Source organism: Asticcacaulis sp. EMRT-3 (assembly GCF_030027245.1).
GTDB lineage: Bacteria > Pseudomonadota > Alphaproteobacteria > Caulobacterales > Caulobacteraceae > Asticcacaulis.
In genome coordinates, this window is record NZ_JASERT010000002.1 from 159,341 (window position 1) to 179,545 (window position 20,205).

Here is a 20,205-nt window from a genome sequence, read left to right on the forward strand (position 1 = left end):
CACCAAGCCCCTCATCCGGCCTTCGTTACACTCAGGCCACCTTCTCCCCTTTTGAAGGGGAGAAGGGTAAGGCATCATCATAACCTGTAGGCCGCCTTGGCCAGATCATAGGCCAGCGCCCGGGCCAGTTCGTGCGCCTCGTCTTCGACAATCCGGTGTTCGCCGACAAGCTGGGCCAGCCAGACACAATCCATGCGCCGCGCCACATCATGACGGGCCGGAATCGACAGGAAGGCGCGCGTGTCGTCATTGAAACCGACCGTATTATAAAAGCCCGCCGTCTCGGTCACCTGCTCGCGGAAGCGGCGCATCCCTTCGGGTGAGTCGTTAAACCACCAGGCCGGGCCGATCTTCAAAGCCGGATAGTGACCGGCCAGCGGGGCCAGTTCGCGGGCATAGGTGGTTTCATCGAGGGTAAACAGGATCAGCGACAGGCGCAGATCATGGCCGAAGCGGTCGAGCAGCGGTTTCAGCCCGTGGACAAATTCGCCGGGCAGCGGAATATCGGCCCCCATATTCATGCCGAAGCGCGCCAGCAGATGCGGATTATGGCTGCGGTAAACGCCGGGGTGAAGCTGCATCACCATACCGTCTTCAACCGACATGCGCGCCATTTCGGTCAGCATCTGGGCGCGGAACAGATCGGCCTCGGCGGGGGTGGCCGCACCGGTTCGCACCCGTGCATAGAGCGCCTCGCAATCAACTATTGACAGGTCGGCCGTGGTGGCGCGCAAATGGCCATGATCGGTTGAGGTGGCGCCCAGTGCGCGAAAGTCGGCGCGGCGCTTTTCATGGGCGCGCAGATAGCCCTGCCAGCTCGAAATATCCTCATTGGCCATCTGGCCGAAAAGGATGAGATTACGGGCAAAACCGGCGGTTTCGGGGTCGGTGACGGCATCCGGGCGATAGGCGGTGATCACCCGGCCCGCCCAGCCCGATGTTTGCAGCTTTTTGTGGTGGCCGAGATCATCGAGCGGCCCTTCGGTCGTGGCGATCACCTCGATATTGAAGCGCTCAAAAAGCGCGCGCGGCAAAAAGGCCGGTTCACGCAGACTGGCGTCGATCCGGTCATAATAGAGATCAGCCGTTTCCGCGTCCAAGCGCACGTCGAGCCCAAAGACCTCGGCGAACACCCAGTCGAGCCACATGCGCGATGGCGTGCCGCGAAACAGGTGATAGTGGCGGGCAAAGATGCGCCAGACCTTGCGCGGATCGCGCTCGACCGGTATGCCGTCCAGTGTCGGTATCCCCAGCGCCTCCAGCGGCACGCCTTGAGAATAGAGCATCCGAAAGACATAGTGGTCGGGCTGGATCAGCAGGCTGGCCGGGTCGGCAAAGGGCGCATTATCGGCAAACCACTGCGGATCGGTGTGGCCGTGCGGTGAGATGATCGGCAGGGCCTTCACGCCGTCATAGAGACGGCGCGCCACGGCGCGCTGGCCGGGTTCAGCAGGCAACAGCCGATCAGGGTGCAGGACGAGGGGTTTCACGCGGCGACACTTTCTACATCATCAATTTTGGCCTTGCCCCAGCGCGGGCAGATCAGATGCACCACCAGCAGGGCCACAAAATAGGCGCAGGCCGACACCATGAAGATCGGCGCGTAATCGCCATGCGTGGTTTGCAGGATGATACCGGCGAACTTGGCCATCAACATGCCGCCCGCCGCGCCGGCCAGTCCGCCCAGACCCGCCACCGTGCCCGAAGCGCGGTGTGGAAACAGATCGCCCGGCACAGTAAACAGGTTGGTCGAAAAGCCCTGATGCCCGGCGCAGGCCAGGCCAATCAGCACCACGGCCATCCATTCCTGCGGCACGAAACCGGCGAAGGCCACGGGCAGGACGACGGCGGCCATGATCGCCATGCCGGTCTTGCGGGCGCGGTTGGTCGACCAGCCCGCCTTGAGGAAGCGTCCCGAAATCCAGCCGCCGAAGATCGAGCCTAAATCGGCCAGCACATAGATGGCCACCAGAGGCGCGCCGAAGCCCATATCCTTGACGCCGAACTGTTTGGCGAAAAAGGCGGGCAGCCAGAACAGAAACGTCCACCACACCGGATCGATCAAAAAGCGTCCGGCCATATAGGCCCAGGCCTGCGGCGTGGCCAGGATGCGGCGATAGGGCACGGGGCGCTTATCGACAACCTGCGGCTCGGATTCGATCCAGGCGATTTCGGCAGGCGTGGTCAGCTTATGCTGGCGCGGTTTTTGATAAAACAGCAGCCAGATGGCCAGCCACAGGAACGACAGGAGGCCGGTGACGATAAAGGCCGAGCGCCAGCCGAAGGCCAGCATCAGGAAGGGCACCAGAAGCGGCGTCACCACGGCCCCGACATTGGCCCCGGCATTGAGGATGCCGATGGCCAGGCCGCGCTCGCTTTGCGGGAACCAGTTATTGACCGCCACCAGCGCCGCCGGATAGGTGGCCGCTTCGCCGAGTGCCAGCGGCAGGCGCGCCCAGATCATGCCGGTCGTGGTGGTGACCGCCGCCTGCAACATATGGCCGATGGTCCACATCGTAATGGCCAGGGCATAGCCGAACTTCGCGCCGATCCTGTCGATCACCCGTCCGGCGATCAGAAAGCCGATGCCGTAAACGAGCTGAAAATAGAGCGCCATATCGGCATAGCCGGTTTCCGACCAGTGATATTCCGCCGCCAGATGGGGCTTCAGCACCGAGATGACCAGCCGGTCGATATAGGACAGCACGACGGCGAGGAACAGGATGAAGCAGATGATCCAGCGGATATGGCCGGAGGGCTTTATGGGGGGTGGCGCAATACCGGCCGCCGCATTGGAGACTTCCATGACGTTTCCTTATAACCCGGTGTGACGAGGCCCGTTGACCGGGCTCTGCGAGGGAAAAAGACTTTGCGGCCTTTTATATGCGGGACGATTTGCGTTGGCTCTGCATCATCTTCCCTTCTCCCCATGACAATGGGGAGAAGGTGGCCTGAGAGCAATGAAGGCCGGATGAGGGGCTCTTTATCCACTCAGAAGCCCCTCACCCGGTCGCCTTCGCTTTGCTTGGCTCCCGTCCTCTCCCCTCATGAGGGGAGAGGGGAAAATTTTGCACTACCTCAATCGTCCTTCATGATTGCCTTTATACACAGATTGGAGCGCGCTACCAGTTGAACAATGTCCCGTCCTTCAGGCGGTTCACCGGCAGATAGGCGCGGCTATACGGATATTTCGCCGCCTTGGCCTCATCAATGTCCACCCCAAGCCCCGGCGTTTCGGGCGCATAGAGCAGGCCATTGTCGAAACGGTAGCCGTGCGGGAAGACCTCGTCGGTCGCCTCGGTGTGGCGCATATATTCCTGAATGCCGAAATTGGGGATCGAGCGGCCAAAATGCAGGGCCGCCGCCATCGTGACCGGCGACAGGTCGGTGGCGCCATGACAGCCGGTGCGCACACCAAACACCTCGGCAAAGGCGGCGATGCGCTTCAGATGCGTCAGGCCACCGGCATGGACGACCGTGGCGCGGATATAGTCGATCAACTGGTTCTGGATCAGATCCTTGCAGTCCCACAGGCTGGAGAAGATTTCGCCGACGGCCAGAGGCGTGGTGGTGTGCTGGCGGATCAGGCGGAAATTTTCCTGATTTTCGGCCACGACCGCATCCTCCAGCCAGAACGGACGATAGGGCTCCAGATCGCGGCCCAGCCGTCCTGCCTCGATGGGTGTCAGGCGGTGATGGACATCGTGCAGCAGGTGCGGCTCATCGCCCAAGGCCTCGCGCGCGGCGCTAAACAGCTTGGGCACGACGCGCATATAGGCCTCGGTGTCCCACAGGTTTTCGGTGGGCAGGTCGGCATCGGCGGGCTCGTAGAACATCTTGTCCTTCGACACGCCATAGGTTGAGCTGAGGCCCGGCACGCCGCATTGCAGACGGATCGCCTTATAACCCTGCTCTTTATAGGATTGCGCCACCTCGACCGTTTCCTCGATCGACACACCATTGGCATGACCATAGACCATCATGGCTTCGCGGCAGGCCCCGCCCATGAGCTGATAGACGGGCAGACCGGCGATCTTGCCCTTGATGTCCCAAAGCGCCATGTCAACGGCGGCGATGGCCGTCATGGTGACCGGGCCGCGCCGCCAGTAGGCGCCACGATAGAGAAACTGCCAGACATCCTCGATCTGATGGGCGTCGCGGCCGATCAGGCAGGGAATGACGTGCTCTTCGAGATAGGCGGCCACGGCCAGTTCGCGGCCATTCAGCGTAGCGTCGCCGATACCATAGACGCCCTGATCGGTTTCGATCTTCAGCGTGACGAAATTACGCCCCGGACAGGTGATGATGACGCGCGCCGAGATGATTTTGGCGCGCGCCTGGCCAGACATATCCGGCGTAGTGGAGGCAGCGGGAATCTGATGCAACATGGGAGAGAAATCCTGAAACCGGCATAATAGCGATTATGGGCCGGCATTTATTATAGGCATATTGGTAAGACCATTGCCCCAAATCTTGCCAATCCGCAAGCCCTGACATGACATGACATGACATGACATGACATGACAGAAAATAGACGCCTTGCCTCAAATCAAGCCAGTATCGTTCGCTCCACAGCCTGAAATCAGGGCAGGCTTCATCTATAAATAAGCCATTTTAGCGAATTCGTCCGCCAGTCCCGGCCTGACCCTTATGACGGCCGAAATTTGATCTCAAGGCTGAAACCGTGACATATTTGCTGTGTTTCGTCACAGATGTGAAATTTATAGGTAAGACCAAATTGACAAGCATTATTCTTGTGGTTAGACCGTGACGCACTGTGAGCGGTAACACGCCACGAAGGCACGACGCCTCTACAATCAACAAGCCTGCCCGTTCAAAGGGCGCGCCGGTCTTCAGGCCGGGTACAGGAGAAGCACTATGAAAAACAGGGAAGAGCGCTCGCGCGCCATCAGTTCACGGACTTTAAAATCGGCTCTGCTGGGCGCCACCATGCTGGCCGCCGGTTTCGCCGTGCAGGCCTATGCCCAGGACGCCGCCGCCCCGGCAACGACTCCTGCTCCCGCCCCGGCAGCCACGCCCGCCGCCGCCTCCGACGATGCCACCGTCGTGGTCGTCACCGGCTATCGCGGCTCGCTGCAAAGCGCCACGCTTGCCAAGAAGCGCGCCGTCGGCTTTCAGGATTCGATCTTCGCCGAAGACATCGGCAAGTTCCCCGACACCAATATTGCTGAATCGTTCAACCGCATCCCCGGCGTGATCATCTCGCGCGACATCAATGGCGACGGCGTCAATGTGTCGATCCGCGGTCTGGGCACCAGCTTCACCCGCGTCCTGCTCAATGGCGCACCCGTCGCCGTGGCCTCGACCGGCTCGACCGATTCCCAAAGCACCAACCGCGAAGTCGATCTCGACCTGTTCCCGACCGAGCTGTTCACCCAGTTGACGGTGGACAAGAGCCCGCAGGCCAGCGAAGTCGAAGGCGGGGCGGCCGGTGTGGTCAATATGCGCCAGGCGCGTCCGTTCGACCACAAGGGCCCGCAACTGAGCTGGTCGGTGGCCGGCACCGACAGCTCCAATGCCGACAAGTGGGGCAACAAGGCCTCGCTGCTGGCCAGCGATACCTTCGGCAACTGGGGTATTCTGGGCGGCATCGCCATCACCAATCAGGAAGTGGCCAATAAGGGCTTTGAAACCATCGGCTGGACCAATGCCAATCTGAGCGCGGCCCAGGACAGTGAAGCCAACCGCAATTCAACCGGCGGCGGCAACTGGACCATCCCCGCCACGGTGCCGGCCAATGCCGGTAATGGCCTGACCACCGGTGCGCCGCTCAATGAAGCCGCCCTGCTGGCACTCAATCCCGGCCTGACCATCACCCAGATCGACAATGCCATCATCCCGCGCCTCGGCCGTCCGATGACCGAAACCGGCACACGCGACCGGATCAGCGGCATTTTCGGCCTCGAATGGCGTCCGAGCGACGACTTCCACGCCTATCTCGACACCATGTACGCGCACAAAGAAAACAAGATGCAGCGCCAGGACATGAACTGGGTGGGCCGCAACGGCGCGATGATCCCGATCAATATGAAGGTGGACGGCGACTGCTCCGACGGCTGCACGGTGACCAGCGGCACCTTCGCCAATTCGCAGTTCTTCCTCGAATACCGCCCCTATACCGAGACGACCAACTTCTACAGCGTCAATCCGGGCTTTGACTGGAAGATCAACGACACGCTCGATTTCTCGGCCAGCGCCAACTATACGCGCTCGACCTTCCATCGTGAATCGCCGTCCTTCGTGGTCATCACCCCGGCCTCTTCGGGCCTGACGGTCAGCTACACCAATAATGGCGACGTGCCGACCATCGATTCGAATGTCGATCTCAATGATCCGTCGAGCTTTGGCTGGAACGGCGGCCGCGTCAATATTCAGGACGAAAAGCGCGTCACCATGACGAAAGGCGTGCGCGGCGACCTGAAATGGGGCACCTCGGCCTTCAACCTGCAATTCGGTGCCGCCTATGACGACACCTCGCGCTCGATCACGGCCTTTGACAACAGCCAGGCCTGGCAAAACGCGGTGTGCGGCGACAATCCCAATGTCACCCTGCCCAGCCCGAACAGCCAGCCGCCCTGTCAGGGTCTCGACACGGCCACGCCGGGCGCCGGTTACCCGACCTATCCCGGCCTCGGCACCGGCTATTCGACCGGCAATACAACGCCGCTGGCCTATCAGGGCTCGCTGATCCCGCAATCGTCCCTGGCCAATTACCTGTCGCCCGGCGCGGCTGGCTTTGTGACGGTTGACTGGAATAAGTTCGCCACCGATTCGCAATATGCGCAGTTCCATAACTCCGCGCCCCTGGCGACCTCGTCCAATACCGGCGCATCGGGCGGCTTCGTCGAAGAAAAGGTTTCGGCTGTCTATATCCAGTTCAATGGCGACCGCGACATCTTCGGCGGCCATCGCCTGCGCTATAATGGCGGCGTGCGCCTGCTCTCCACCGACCAGACGATCGGCGGCTATGTCTCCCTGCCCGATCCGCGCAATACGGCCACGCCGGTGCCGGCCGATGGCGCCAAATATCCGAATATCGTCAACTTCGTCGAGACGAAATCGACCTACAAGGATTACCTGCCGTCGTTCAGCGCCGTGTTTAACGCCACTGAAAACCTGTTGATCCGCGCCTCGACCTCGGTCAGCATGACGCGCGCCAACCCCAACACCATGCTGCCGGGCCTCAACTTCTCGACCCCGTCGGCGGACGTCGGTTCGGTCGGCAATCCGAACCTGAAGCCCTACATCTCCAAGAATATCGATCTGGGCGTCGAATACTATACCGGCAAGGAAGGCTATCTGTCGGCCACCTATTTCACCAAGTCGATCAATGGCTTCACCGCCAATGGCAATACGACCGTGCCGTTTGGGGCGCTGGCCCAGTACGGCGTCACCTATGCCGGCCTGACGCCCACCCAGCAGGCAGCCATCGATTCGCGCGGCGGCCCCGACAATGCCACGGTCGTCCTGACCCAGCAGGTCAATGCCTCCGGCCTGCTGCACATTCGCGGCCTCGAACTGAACTGGGTGCAGCCGCTCGGCCGCTTCTGGTCGCCGCTGGAAGGCTTCGGCTACAGCCTGAACGCCACCTATATCCACCAGCGCGGTTCGGGTGCAGCGCCCGCCATCGCCATCGGTGTGCCGAAAATGACCTATAACGGCACCCTGTATTATGAGCGTTATGGTTTCAGCTTCCACCTGTCCGACAACTATAATGGCAAGTCGGTCGCTTCGGGCACCAACCAGAACGGCATCACCGAAGGCGCCAACTATAATGACAGCCGCAGCCAGATCGACCTGTCGTCGAGCTATGATCTGAGCCACCTCGTTTCCTGGGGCAAGGATCTGGAGGTCACGTTCGACGTCACCAACCTGACCGACACCAAGCTGCGCAGCTACTTCCAGTTCGAGAACGCCACCTTCACCGAATATGATCCGGGTTCCACGGTCATGATCGGTCTGCGCGGCAAGTTCTAGAGCGCGTCCCCTCGCCCGGCCGGGGCACGTCATGGCCGGGCATCTGTACTTTCCTCCCGACTTCAACTTGGCGGCTGCCTCTCCGGCAGCCGCTTTTTTACGCCTGTGCTGCGCCAGGATGACAGGCGGCACACCCTGCTCCCTGTCGAGCGAAGTGAAGATGCGCAAGTTGGTATTAAGGATAAGCCCTCACAATTTGAAAAGTATTATAATCTATACTTACCCTATGAACTTGCACCACTGTTCGCGGTTAAGCGTATGAATATCCTTTTTCTATGCACCTATAATGCGGGCCGCTCCCTCATCGCCGAAGCCATTCTGAACAGATTTGACGGCGAACAGGTTCGCGGCTTTTCCGCCGGTGAGGTGCCAAAGGCGGCGATCCCGCCGATGGTGCAGACCTTTCTGACCGAGCAGGGTTATAGTCTCGATGGCTTGCGTCCGAAGCACTGGCGGGAGTTCCTTGCCGCCGATGCGCCGCGCATCGATCTGGCGATTACCCTGTGTAATAATGCCGAAGGTGAGATGTGCATGTCCGCGCTTGGCCATGCGCCGGTGGCACACTGGGACACGCCCGACCCCAATCTGGCCCAGACGCCCCTTCAGTGGAGGGCCGCCCTTGACGGTGTTCACGCCACACTTACCCGCAATATCACCGAACTTCTGACCCTGCCTGAAGATTATAAGGGTACGAGGCTGACTCAGGCCGTGAACCGCATCGGCTGGAGCAGCGGATGGACCGGCGATGAGCTTGTCGATGGCCACCCTTTACGCTCCGTATCCTGAACGGTTAACAGACAGGTTGAAAAGTTTGCTGATAAAGGTCATACCCTTGGGCGAACAACCTTTATGACCGAAGATGTCAGACCCAAAAAAGCTCTACCGGCGCATCGCCGATTCCATCGCCGCCGAAATCGAATCCGGCCATTACAAGCCCGGTGATCGTCTGCCCACCGAGCGCGATCTGGCCGTACAGTTTGGTGTCAGCCGCCCATCCCTGCGCGAAGCCATGATCGCGCTGGAAATCATGGGGCTGATCGAAGCCAAGCAGGGGCTGGGCATTACGGTCGCCCGCAAGAAGCATAAATTACCGCCGATCACCGATTCGGAAATCGGCGCGTTCGAGCTGATCGAGGCGCGCCGCCTGTTTGAAGGCGAGGTGGCAGCTCTGGCCGCCACCCTGATCAATGACGAACAGCTCGCCGAGCTGGAAGACCTGATGGCCAGTATGAACGACGCCGATCCGGCGCGCGCCGAAAAGGCCGACCGCGAATTTCACATGACGATTGCCCGCACGACCGGCAATGGCGCGATGGTCACCTCGGTCGAGAACCTGTGGGACTGGCGCTATCATTCGCCGCTGGCGCGCAATATTCTGGCGCGCGCCGCCGATCTGGGCATGAAGGATCGCATCAATGAGCACACCGATATTCTCAATGCGCTGAAAAACCGTTCGTCAGGCGCGGCGCGTCAGGCCATGCACGACCATATGGACCGGGTCATCGATCACCTGCTGCGCGCCACCGAACTGGTGGCCGTCGAAAACGCCCGCAAGGCGTCGTCGGAGCGCCGTCAGGCGATGGCGTCGCGTTTCAAGGCCCTGACCGGCGATCCGTAAAGCGGGGTGGCGGGCCTTATCAGGGCCGCCAGATCGCCGGGGTGCATTCGCCATACATGTTCAAGAACCCAGCCGCTGGAGTTCATCAACTACCATTTCGCGGATGGAATGCAGTCCCTCAGTTGCCGTTTGCCAGATGATGGATGGGCTGACATTATCATAGCCGTGAACCACGATATTCCTCAGGCCGGTCATTTCTCGCCACGGAATATCAGGATGGCGATGCCTGATCTCGTCGGGCAAGCGTTTACAATGCTCGCCAATCATGCTCAGGCGATAGGTGGTTGCATCTATCGCCTCATCAGACAAAGCGAAGCTTTCGACGGTTTCGCGATGAACTGTGGTCTGAACACGATCAATAAGCTGAAGAATGATCGCCAGTTCGTTGCCAGTATCCTGCATCAGAAGACTTTGACCATATCTCGTTCTATCTGCGCCCGAAAATGTGGGCGCAGACCGTCACGCGCGATGAGATCGACCTTTGCGCCTAGCTGCTCGGACAGATCCTGCATAATACCCGCCTGACTGAACAGGGTAAAATGCGCCTTTGGATCATGCTCAAAGAGAAGATCGAGATCGGAATCAACTTGCGCCTCATTGCGCGCCGTTGAACCAAACAGGTAAAGCGCGCTCACACCTCGCTCCCGTAAGCGAGCCTCAAAAGGCTTTAATCTGGCGATGGCGACGCTACGTTCCATAAACGCATTATGGAACACGCGCCCTCTCTATGCAATCCTGTGATTGCCATGACAGCGCTTTCCTTCTAACCTCCGCCGCAATGATAAAGCGGAGGATACCCCATGAAAACGTCCCTGATGATGACGGCGGCCAGCGCCGTTATGCTGGTTTGTGTGGCTGGCAGCGCTCTGGCGCAGACCCCTCAGCCGTGGATGGACAAGACCAAGACCGCCGATGAGCGCGCTGCCACCGCCGTGGCCGCCATGACCGAGGATGAAAAGCTCACCCTCGTCATGGGCTATACCAATCCTGACGACCTCGACAAACAGCCCGATTCCGTGGTGCCCGCCGCCATCAAGGCCGATGTCGATGCCAACGATATTCGCGGCTCGGCGGGCTATGTGCCCGGTATTGCGCGCCTTGGCATTCCCGGCCAGTGGCAGACCGACGCCTCGATGGGCGTGCGCACCCACGGGCTGCATGGTTTTACCGCCCTGCCCTCGTCGCTAGCCACCGCCGCCTCCTTTGACCCCACGGTCACCTATGCCGGTGGGGTGATGATCGCCCACGAAGCGCGGGATTCGGGCTTTAATACCTTCCTGGCCGGGGGCGCCAATCTCGACCGCGAACCGCGCAATGGCCGCAATTTTGAATATGCCGGCGAAGACCCGTGGCTGGCCGGGCAGATGGCCGGTAATCTGATCGCAGGCATTCAATCGACCCACATGGTTTCGACCATGAAGCACTATGCGGTCAATGATCAGGAAAGCCAGCGCACCACGGTGGATGTGACCATCTCGCCCGAAGCCATGCACCAGTCCGACCTGCTGGCGTTCGAGTTCGTCAATGAGGTGGGCCATCCCGGCTCGGTCATGTGTTCGTATAATCTGGTGAACGGCCGCTGGGCCTGCGAAAACGAATATCTGCTGCAAAAGGTCTTAAAGCACGACTGGGGCTTCAAGGGCTATGTCATGTCGGACTGGGGGGCGGTGCATTCAACGGTCGATGCCGCTAATTACGGCCTCGACCAGATGACCGGCTTCCCGTGCTGCGGCGATGGCAAGGCCTATTTTGGCGCACCTTTGAAAGCCGCGCTTGCCGATGGCGATGTGTCGCAAAAACGCTTAGACGATATGGCGACGCGCATCCTGTGGCCTTTGTTTGCTGAGGGGGTGATCGACGATCCGGTCAAGGTCGCGCCGATTGATTTCAAGGCCGACGCCGATGTGGCGCAACACGCCGCCGAACAGTCCCTGACCCTGCTCAAGAATGATGGCAACCTGTTGCCCCTGAGCGGCGTGAAATCCATCGCCATGATCGGCGGCCATGCCGATAAGGGCGTTTTGTCGGGCGGCGGTTCCTCGGCGGTGACGCCGGTGGGCGGCAATGCCGTGCCCGATCTCGACCCCAAGGGCTGGCCGGGGCCGGTGGTCTATATGCCGTCCTCGCCGGTCACCGAACTGCGCGCCGACCTGCCAAAGGCGCGGATCAGCTATGACAGCGGCACCGACATCGCCGCCGCCGCCGCTGCCGCCGCCAAGGCCGAGGTCGCCATCGTCTTCGTCACCGACTGGAAGGGCGAGGGTTTTGACACCACGCTCGACCTGAAAGACAATCAGGATGCGCTGGTCGCTGCCGTGGTCAAGGCCAATCCGAAGACCATCGTGGTGCTGGAAACCGGCGGGGCCGTCTTCATGCCGTGGCTGAAAGATGTGCCCGCCGTGCTGGAAGCCTGGTATCCCGGCATTCGCGGCGGGGCGGCCATCGCCCGCGTGCTGACCGGCGCGGTCGATCCGTCGGGCCATTCGCCGATCAGCTTCCCGGCCGATACCTCGCAGTTCGCCCACGCCGATATTCAGGGCTTTGGCCACGCGGACGGGGTGCCTGTGCATGTCACCTATGACGAAGGCGCGGCGATTGGCTATAAATGGTATGATGTCAAAGGCTTCACGCCGATGTTCGCCTTCGGCCACGGCCTGAGCTACACCCGCTTTGCTGTATCAGACGCCAAGGCCTCGGTGGCCGACGACCTGATCACGGTCAGCGGCACGCTGGCCAATACCGGCAAGGTGGCGGGCAAGGGTCTGGTCATGGCCTTCGTGGCGCCTGACAACTGGCAAGCGGCGGGCTGGGAAGCGCCGAAACGTCTGGGCGGTTTCAGCAAACTCGATCTGGCACCCGGCGCGCAAAAAAGCTTCAGCCTGACGGTCGATCCGCGCCTGCTGGCCACCTGGGAAGCCAGCGATAATAGCTGGCATATCAAGGCGGGCACCTATCATGTCCGACTGGGTCAGGCGTCTGATGCTCTGCCGGTCACGGTCGATGTCACGCTCACCGACAAGGTGTGGAGCGCCGTGCATTCGCAATAGGCGAAGGATTTTCGGCCACGAAAAGCACGAAACCGTTCGTGTCTTTCGTGGCCGAAATCATGTGAGTCTGCCTCAGCCCCTATGTGTCTCAGGCCCTATGTGTCTCAGGCCGGGCCCGCATTCGGATTGTCGAAATAGCGATTGGGTCGGAAATAGAGCCGCCCTGCCTTGTCGCAGCCGATGGTGAAGCGATGCAGGAATCCCATGCCAATCACCGCCTCGACCTCGCTTTTCATCTTTTGTGAGGGATCGACCACAAAGGCGGCGGCGGGCGGTATGGCAAAGGGGCCGATCTGGTAGCCAGCCAGTTTGGGAAAGCGCGCCCGGTACGTCCGGCCATCATCATTGATGATGCGTTTATCCGCCTTGGGGTAACGATCCCACAGGTTGAAACGTGTCACGGTTTTCGGCATCAGCACCAGAGCCATCGTCGTGGCGGTGTCAACCAGGCAGCTTATGTCCTGCCCCTCGAAGCGCAGATTGAGAAAGAGCTGCGACGCTCCAGCATGATCGGGCGAAGCGGCGAGCCCACCAACTTCATGAAAGCCAGAAAAATCCGGCGTGTCGCTCACATGGAAGCTCAGTGTATGGCTCTCAAAATCGAGCGTCATCGGCAAGGCGGTGAGGAAATCGAGGCCTAAGGCTGCCATTGGCCCCGAAAGGGGCGGTTTTTCCTGCATGACCAGATGCGGCAGCCGCACCTCGCCGATCATCAGGCCGGAGGCGTCATAGCCGCCATCGGCCCGGCGCGGCAGGCCCTGCAAGGCGGCGGCTTCCGCCGTAATCTTGCTTTTGACCTCTGCCGTGCTCAGCAAAACCGGCATGGCGTCATGACCATCCGTGTGGGCCGAGAGCAGAATCTGGCGGTTCTGGCCGTAGAGAAACGGCACCGTCCCCGGCGGCGCGGCGGCGGGCACGGCCAGTTCGGGCATGATGCCGGAGGCTTGCGCGAAAGCGGCATTGGGTTTGAGATACAGTTCCTTATGGCCGGTAAAGGCGAGCGTAAAGCGGCGCAGCAGCGGCGTACCGATCAGGCCGTCGAAATCATCGAAATTATCCATCGTCTTCGGTTCGGTCAGGGCAACCGGCAGGACATCGATATGGAGGTCGCCAATGTCGATATTGGGCATACGGACGATGCGAACCGACAGGGTCTGGCCATTGCCGCCGATATTGGTGCTGGCCCGGATCAGCGGATATTTGTCCCATAGCTTGTGATCGGCCACGAATTGCGCACCCGCCAGCACCGGCGTGCCTGCGCCGGTATCGATGGCGCACAGCATCTTGTGGCCATCGAGTGTCAGCGGCACGAACACCTTTTCGGCCTCGCCATCGTGGGCCGCCTGAAACTCGGCGTCGATCTTGTGAAAACCGTCGAGATCCATGTCCGCGCCGTTCAGATAATAGCGTATCTCCTTGCCCTCATAATCGAGTTGCGACGGCAGGGCGGTCAGGATGCTGGCGGGCAAGACACCATCCACCCCTTTGATCGGGAAATGGGCCATGCCGATCAGGCTCATATGCGGCAGGCGCAGACCGCCGCCGATCAGGATGTTCTCGCCCTGATAAATATAGCTGTCCTCATGGCCGACCACGCTGCCGGTACGGATCGAGCCCGCCGATCTCAGCTTCAGCGACTTGGCCAGGTCTTCGCGGATCATGCAGGCAAAGGCGCCGGTATCGAGCAGAAAATGATAAGGCCCCTGCCCACCTATGGTCAGCGGCAAGACCGGCATCCCATTGGGCGCATAGTCAATCGGCACCCGGATGATCAGCGGCGCGGCGCGCGCCGTCGTCCCGGCAAAGGCCAGACCCGCCACAGCCGCCGCACCCATCCATATATCGCGTCTGGAAAACATCACATCCCCTCCCTGATGAATGGTTCAGACCCAGCATGACACCGGTGGACGTGTCATTCCAGAAGAAACGACAGCGATAATTTGGACTTTTCGTATCTTATCCGTGTCAATTTATGACGATCCGCAACCTGCTGGTTTTTTTGCACATGAAAGCCATGTCCACTGATAATTCTATTTTATTTTTGAAAAATTTATTGCATCATTTATCATATTTAAAATATATCGCCGTTTTTCAAGGGCTTATGTTGCAATAATACTATGCCCCCCGTTATCGTACTACAATTGATAACTCCACGCTGGAGTTTATCATACAAAATGTTAGCCTTATCAATAGCACATATAGATTCATAAAACGTGCCGCTTAGCCGGTTAGTTGATCTGCGTCTGTTGTGAATAAAATAAATTTTGGGAAGACGTACAGCAGACGAGAAAAAGGGGTTACTGCGCCCTTTTCTCGTTTTTACATATAAATTAGATTTTATGTGACGCTGAAACGCCCTTACCGGTTACCGTTTCGCCGTCCGGCTCCACAGAAGAGCCGGAACCACTTTCAGGGAGATGTAAAAGTGTCCAAGTCCCGTTATTCATCGCGCCGTATCGTTGCCCTCATGGGTGGCGCATCGCTGCTCACCCTCGGCCTGCTGGCTGCGCCCGCCTTCGCGCAGGACGCCGCCGCCACGCCGGATGCCGCAGCGCCCGCCCCGGCCTCGGCTGACAGCACCGTCGTGGTCGTCACCGGCCAGCGCGCTCAGCTTAGAAGCGCACAGAAGATCAAGAAGGATTCCGACGTCATCGTTGACTCCGTGACCGCCGTTGACATCGGTGCCCTGCCTGACCGCAGCGTCGCCGAAGCCCTGCAACGGATTTCTGGCGTCACCATCGAGCGCGCCGCCGATGCCGGCGACCCGATCCGCATGACGGCTGAAGCCGGCGGCGTTGAAATCCGCGGGCTGTCCTGGGTGCGTTCGGAACTGAATGGCCGCGACATTTTCTCGGCCAAGGATGGCCGGGGACTGAGCTGGGGTGATGTGTCATCCGACCTGCTGGCCGGCGTCGATGTGTACAAGAATCCCTCGGCCGACATGATAGAAGGCGGTATCGGCGGCACGGTTAATCTGCGCACCCGCTTGCCGTTTGATTCCAAGAAGCAGGTAATCGCCTTTACCATCGATAATACGCGCGGCGATTTGCAGCAAAAGGATCACCAGTCCGGCAGCCTGCTGTATTCGAACCAGTGGGACACGTCGATCGGCAAGATCGGTGCCCTGTTCAACTATTCGATGGTTGACGAAGGCAATATGACCAATGTCATCGCCGTTGACCGCTACAATCCGGAAACCACCGCAGGTGGTCAAAACGTGCTGGTGCCCAATACGATGGGCTGGCGCACGATCGAATGGAACCAGAAGCGCACTGCCGCCTATGCCGCCCTGCAATGGCGTCCCAACGATGCCTGGGAATTCACCCTGACCGGCCTGAACGCCAAGGCCGTTCCGAAGAATACCGAATATAATGTCGGCTTCTACAATGACAGTGGCGAATTCGCCTCACCCGCTTCGATGGCCTCCTACAAATACAATTCGGACGGGGTTTTCCAGAGCGGTACGGTCAAGCAGGCCGGTATTACCTCCAATACCCGTTACGGCGAAGATCATAACGAAACCAGCGACATTGCCCTGCACGCCCGCTGGAACGCCAGCAGCCGTCTGACCTTGTCTGCCGACTTGCAATATGTGCGCTCGACCTCCAACGTCTTGTCGAACACTGACTTCATGCAGGTAGCCACCAAGCCTGACGCTACGATCGACATTTCCGGCAAGCTGCCCGTCATCAGTGTCTCGAATGAAGCCGTTGTCGCTGACCCGTCGCAATACTGGTGGGCGGCGGCGATGGATCACGTCGAAGATAATTCCGGCCATGAGTTGGCCGCGCGCATCGATGGCGACTATGATATTGATGCCGGCTGGTTGAAGGATTTCAAATTCGGCGTGCGTTCCACTGACAAGACCTATGATACACGTCAGTCCGGCTACAACTGGAACGCGTTGTCTTACCAGTACTGGGGCAGCCCAGGCGGCGGTGCCGCGGTTTACGGCACCGATACCGGTGCCAGCACCTATGATGTGCGTGACTTCTCTAACTTCATGAACGGCGCTGTGCCGGTTCCTGGCACGGTCGTGTTCCCCTCGGCCCAGACCGTCAATATGGGCACGGCCCATACCTATGATGTGCTGAAGTCGACCGAAACCTCAGGCTGGGGCTGGACGCCGCTCAGCACCGATTACTCGACCTATGCGGCTTCGGGTGGGCTCAACCATCAAAGGGAAAAAACCTCCGCCATCTATGGCCTGCTGAAGTTCGGTCATGATGTCAGTATCGCCGGTCAGGATCGCACCATCGACGGCAATGTCGGCATTCGCTACGTTCAGACCAAGTCGACCGGTGCAAGCTATATCGTCATGGCGGCGCCGACATCGACCAGCGCCCAGTGCAATACGAACTGTACGGAATATCTGAACTATCTGGCCTTCGCCAGCGGCGGCTTCACCCAGCCCTATTCCGGCGGGCGCAATTATTCCAACACACTGCCGAATTTCAATATTCGCCTGAAATGGAATGACCAGTTGCAGTTCCGCTTCGGTGCTTCCGAAGGCATGGTGCGTCCGGAAATGGCATGGCTGAATCCTTACAGCTCTATTGGCGGTTCGATGAACTTCACTGGCACGGACGGCAAGACGTTCGATTACGCCACCTATACCGGCACCGGCGGCAATCCGAACCTGAAGCCGATCGAAGCCGCGCAATATGACTGGACCGGCGAGTGGTATTTCTCACCCACCGGCAGCCTGACGATGGATCTGTTCTATAAGAAGCTGAAGAACTACATCTATACGGGAACCTCTCCGGAAACCTATACCAATAACGGCCAGACCCTGACCTTTGATGTTACCCGTCAGGAAAACGGCAATGTTGACGGTACGGTCAAGGGTTACGAATTAGCCTATCAGCAGTTCTATGATTCTCTGCCAGCGCCGTTAAATGGTCTGGGCATTCAGGCCAACTATACCCACATCGACTCGTCGGGTGGCCGTAATTCCAGCTCGACCGCAGGCAGTGCGCTTAATGCCCTGCCGTTGGAAGGCATGTCGCCAAACAGCTACAACTTCGCTCTGATGTACGAAAAATACGGCATCTCGGCGCGACTGGCTTATAACTGGCGTTCGACCTATCTCTACACGACATCGGCAGCCAATGTGAATCGTCCGCTGTGGGCCGAATCCTACGGTCAGGTTGATGGCTCGGTCTTCTATACGATCAATGATCACTACAAGGTTGGCGTACAGATCACCAATCTGGGTCATTCGACCACGACCCAGCTCGTGTCGTCCGATCTTGATAATCCGCTCGTGCGTGAGTGGTATTCGGCCATCAAGACTGACAAGCGCATCTCGTTCGTGCTGCGCGCCCTCTACTAGAGGCCTTGTCCAATTACTGACGTCTCGACCTAAATCCCTCCGGCGGCAACGCCGGGGGGGTCTTTTTTTGTCAGGGCGGGCTTTTTCCCGTATAAGTAACATTCAGCCAGGAAGCGCATATGTCTGAAGCCATACGTAAAATCATCATCGCCGGAGGCGGCACAGCCGGCTGGATCACGGCGGCAGCCCTGCGCGCCGGTCTGGCGGCGAATGTTGAGATTTTGCTGATCGAGTCGGAAGACATCGCCACGATTGGTGTGGGTGAAGCCACCATCCCGACTATTCGCGTTTTTAACGAACATGTTGGCATCGACGAAATCAGCTTTATCCGTGCGACGAACGCTACCTTTAAGCTGGGCATCGAGTTTGTCGGCTGGGGTCACGAAGGCAACCGCTATTTCCATCCTTTCGGCGATTATGGCGGCACACATGAAGGCATTGCCGCGCACCAGATCTGGCGACGGCTCAATCAGGCCGGCGAAGTCACGCCGCTGGAAGCCTACAGCGTCGGCACGCAACTGGCCTATGCTGGCAAATTCTTCCCGCCGAACCCCGATCCGCGTTCACCGATGCATGACTATTCTTATGCATTTCAGTTCGACGCAGGCCTTTATGCGCGCTTCTTGCGCGAGCATTGCGAAAAGCGTGGGGTAAGCCGGATCAATGCCAAAATCACCGGCGTCAATCTGCGCAGCGAAAACGGCTATATTGACAGCCTGACCCTTGATGATGGCCGCTTCGAAGCCGCCGACCTGTTTATCGATTGCACGGGCTTTCGCGCGCTGCTGCTCGGCGAAGCCCTGGGCGTGCCCTTTGTGGACTGGTCCAAATGGCTGCCGGTGGACCGCGCCTGGGCCGTTGCGACCTCAAAGCCCGCTTCACCACACATGACGCCGTTTACGCGCTCGACCGCGCTGGAAGCCGGCTGGCAATGGCGCATTCCCCTGCAACACCGCACCGGCAACGGCCATGTTTTCTGCTCCAGCTATATTGACGAGCAGGCCGCGCTCGACACGCTTTTGCAAAACCTGGATGCGCCGCCCTTGAAAGAGCCGCGCCTGCTGCGCTTCAAAACGGGCCATCGTCAGGTCTATTGGGAAAAAAACTGCGTGGCCATCGGGCTATCCACCGGCTTTCTCGAACCGCTGGAATCGACCTCGATCAACTTCATCCAGAACAGCGCTGTACGGCTGCTGGAACTGTTCCCATCCAAACGGATCGACCCGTACCTGCGCGACGAATATAATCTGCGCAATCAAGGCTCTTACGACTTCGTGCGCGATTTTATTATCGCCCATTACTGCCTGAACGACCGCAGTGGTGAGCTATGGCGTTATTGCGCCAACATGCCAATTCCGGATGATCTGCAATGGAAGCTGGAGCTTTATAAGCGGCGTGGTGAAGTGCTGGTACGCAAGTTCGACCATTTTCACGAACCGTCATGGATTTCGATCTATCACGGCCACGGCCTGCGCGCCGAAGCCTATGATCCGCTGGCCGACCGCATCCCGCTGGAAGGTTTAAGTGAGATCATGCGCAAGCGGCGCGATCAGATCCGGCAGCTCGTGGCCAAGCTGCCCCGCCATGAAGATTTTATAGCCAAACACTGCGCTTCAGAGGCGGCTTTACCGAACCCTCATGGCTGTCGCTCTATTTCGGCCTCGGCCTGATGCCGCAAGCCTATGATCCGTTTGTTGACCTGATGGAGGCCGAAGCCCTGCGCGTCCATTTCGAGCGCATCCGCCAGTCGGTGGCTCAGGCGGCCGCGACCATGCCGCCGATGGAGGCCTATATCGAGCGCTTTTTGAAGGCCGAACCAGCCTGAAGTTCAGCTTCCCCACTCCCGACCGCCACATAGAGTTGTGGCCATGAATTCATTTTGCCGTCTTTACGTCGGCTCTCTATAATTCACAATCATGCGATGGCCTTGAAAAATTGCGCAGCGTCATCAGCCCAAGCAGACCTATACATATTATAATAATGTTCGACTAGCTCTTCAGTATCATAAAACTTTACTCCGCCAGCAGAATTATAAACACCTTCAACTAAATCATACCCACGATAAAGATTATTTTAATCAAATTTAATTTCAAAGTAATCGGCAATATATTTATTTGGAGATATATCTATGAAGTCTAGCTTAAAATAATCAGGAAGCGCATTTACATTAACGGAAGCGTATGGTATAGATATATAATTCAGTATAG

Annotated in this window: 13 protein-coding genes; 7 read left to right on the top strand and 6 right to left on the bottom strand. The window is 58.9% G+C overall.

What is annotated here, in order from left to right:
* Positions 1 to 77 precede the first annotated feature (77 nt).
* The 3 genes from uxaC to manD all read right to left on the bottom strand — a co-directional run bounded on the left by uxaC (position 78) and on the right by manD (position 4,349).
* Complete coding sequence (gene uxaC / locus QB905_RS14030; RefSeq protein ID WP_282975757.1) at positions 78 to 1,490, bottom strand: glucuronate isomerase; 1,413 nt, start codon at positions 1,488 to 1,490, stop codon at positions 78 to 80.
* Positions 1,487 to 2,806: an MFS transporter gene (locus QB905_RS14035; RefSeq protein ID WP_282975758.1), complete on the bottom strand. Its 1,320-nt coding sequence runs from the start codon at positions 2,804 to 2,806 to the stop codon at positions 1,487 to 1,489. Before QB905_RS14035 ends, uxaC begins: the two co-directional genes overlap by 4 nt.
* A gap of 316 nt (positions 2,807 to 3,122) precedes the next feature.
* Positions 3,123 to 4,349, bottom strand: a complete 1,227-nt coding sequence (gene manD, locus QB905_RS14040; protein ID WP_282975841.1) for a D-mannonate dehydratase ManD — start codon at positions 4,347 to 4,349, stop codon at positions 3,123 to 3,125.
* Positions 4,350 to 4,878: 529 nt separating this feature from the next.
* Between manD and QB905_RS14045 the strand changes: the two genes are divergently transcribed.
* From QB905_RS14045 to QB905_RS14055, 3 genes are all read left to right on the top strand, one after another.
* Positions 4,879 to 7,998 (top strand): TonB-dependent receptor, encoded by a 3,120-nt coding sequence (locus QB905_RS14045; protein WP_282975759.1) that lies wholly within the window; start codon positions 4,879 to 4,881, stop codon positions 7,996 to 7,998.
* A gap of 258 nt (positions 7,999 to 8,256) precedes the next feature.
* The gene (locus QB905_RS14050) at positions 8,257 to 8,784 is read left to right on the top strand and encodes an arsenate-mycothiol transferase ArsC (protein WP_282975760.1); all 528 of its coding nucleotides are present in this window, start codon (positions 8,257 to 8,259) and stop codon (positions 8,782 to 8,784) included.
* A gap of 73 nt (positions 8,785 to 8,857) precedes the next feature.
* Positions 8,858 to 9,616 (top strand): FadR/GntR family transcriptional regulator, encoded by a 759-nt coding sequence (locus QB905_RS14055; RefSeq protein WP_282975761.1) that lies wholly within the window; start codon positions 8,858 to 8,860, stop codon positions 9,614 to 9,616.
* A 60-nt stretch (positions 9,617 to 9,676) separates the two neighbouring features.
* Here the strand turns inward: QB905_RS14055 and QB905_RS14060 are convergent, their stop codons facing one another.
* Positions 9,677 to 10,018: a HepT-like ribonuclease domain-containing protein gene (locus QB905_RS14060; protein WP_282975762.1), complete on the bottom strand. Its 342-nt coding sequence runs from the start codon at positions 10,016 to 10,018 to the stop codon at positions 9,677 to 9,679.
* Complete coding sequence (locus QB905_RS14065; protein WP_282975763.1) at positions 10,018 to 10,332, bottom strand: nucleotidyltransferase family protein; 315 nt, start codon at positions 10,330 to 10,332, stop codon at positions 10,018 to 10,020. The genes QB905_RS14060 and QB905_RS14065 overlap by 1 nt, the downstream gene beginning before the upstream one ends.
* Positions 10,333 to 10,416: 84 nt before the next feature.
* Here QB905_RS14065 and QB905_RS14070 point away from each other — a divergent pair, with 84 nt between their 5' ends.
* Positions 10,417 to 12,663 (top strand): glycoside hydrolase family 3 C-terminal domain-containing protein, encoded by a 2,247-nt coding sequence (locus tag QB905_RS14070; RefSeq protein WP_282975764.1) that lies wholly within the window; start codon positions 10,417 to 10,419, stop codon positions 12,661 to 12,663.
* A gap of 104 nt (positions 12,664 to 12,767) precedes the next feature.
* Here the strand turns inward: QB905_RS14070 and QB905_RS14075 are convergent, their stop codons facing one another.
* Entirely contained in the window at positions 12,768 to 14,522 is a 1,755-nt protein-coding gene (locus tag QB905_RS14075) for a retroviral-like aspartic protease family protein (RefSeq protein WP_282975765.1), read from the bottom strand.
* 566 nt (positions 14,523 to 15,088) lie between these two features.
* Here QB905_RS14075 and QB905_RS14080 point away from each other — a divergent pair.
* From QB905_RS14080 to QB905_RS14090, 3 genes are all read left to right on the top strand, one after another.
* Positions 15,089 to 17,998, top strand: a complete 2,910-nt coding sequence (locus tag QB905_RS14080) for a TonB-dependent receptor (RefSeq protein ID WP_282975767.1) — start codon at positions 15,089 to 15,091, stop codon at positions 17,996 to 17,998.
* Positions 17,999 to 18,117: 119 nt separating this feature from the next.
* Complete coding sequence (locus QB905_RS14085) at positions 18,118 to 19,668, top strand: tryptophan halogenase family protein (RefSeq protein WP_282975768.1); 1,551 nt, start codon at positions 18,118 to 18,120, stop codon at positions 19,666 to 19,668.
* Entirely contained in the window at positions 19,668 to 19,823 is a 156-nt protein-coding gene (locus QB905_RS14090) for a hypothetical protein (protein ID WP_282975769.1), read from the top strand. The genes QB905_RS14085 and QB905_RS14090 overlap by 1 nt, the downstream gene beginning before the upstream one ends.
* Positions 19,824 to 20,205 lie beyond the last annotated feature (382 nt).

Excerpts from the sequence above, each read along its gene's own strand:
- QB905_RS14070 (WP_282975764.1), top strand. The coding sequence starts at position 10,417 with ATGAAAACGTCCCTGATGATGACGGCGGCCAGCGCCGTTATGCTGGTT.
- QB905_RS14075 (WP_282975765.1), bottom strand. The coding sequence starts at position 14,522 with ATGTTTTCCAGACGCGATATATGGATGGGTGCGGCGGCTGTGGCGGGT.
- QB905_RS14045 (WP_282975759.1), top strand. The coding sequence starts at position 4,879 with ATGAAAAACAGGGAAGAGCGCTCGCGCGCCATCAGTTCACGGACTTTA.
- QB905_RS14060 (WP_282975762.1), bottom strand. The coding sequence starts at position 10,018 with ATGCAGGATACTGGCAACGAACTGGCGATCATTCTTCAGCTTATTGAT.
- QB905_RS14035 (WP_282975758.1), bottom strand. The coding sequence starts at position 2,806 with ATGGAAGTCTCCAATGCGGCGGCCGGTATTGCGCCACCCCCCATAAAG.
- manD (WP_282975841.1), bottom strand. The coding sequence starts at position 4,349 with ATGTCTGGCCAGGCGCGCGCCAAAATCATCTCGGCGCGCGTCATCATC.
- QB905_RS14090 (WP_282975769.1), top strand. The coding sequence starts at position 19,668 with ATGCCGCAAGCCTATGATCCGTTTGTTGACCTGATGGAGGCCGAAGCC.
- QB905_RS14085 (WP_282975768.1), top strand. The coding sequence starts at position 18,118 with ATGTCTGAAGCCATACGTAAAATCATCATCGCCGGAGGCGGCACAGCC.
- QB905_RS14050 (WP_282975760.1), top strand. The coding sequence starts at position 8,257 with ATGAATATCCTTTTTCTATGCACCTATAATGCGGGCCGCTCCCTCATC.
- QB905_RS14055 (WP_282975761.1), top strand. The coding sequence starts at position 8,858 with ATGTCAGACCCAAAAAAGCTCTACCGGCGCATCGCCGATTCCATCGCC.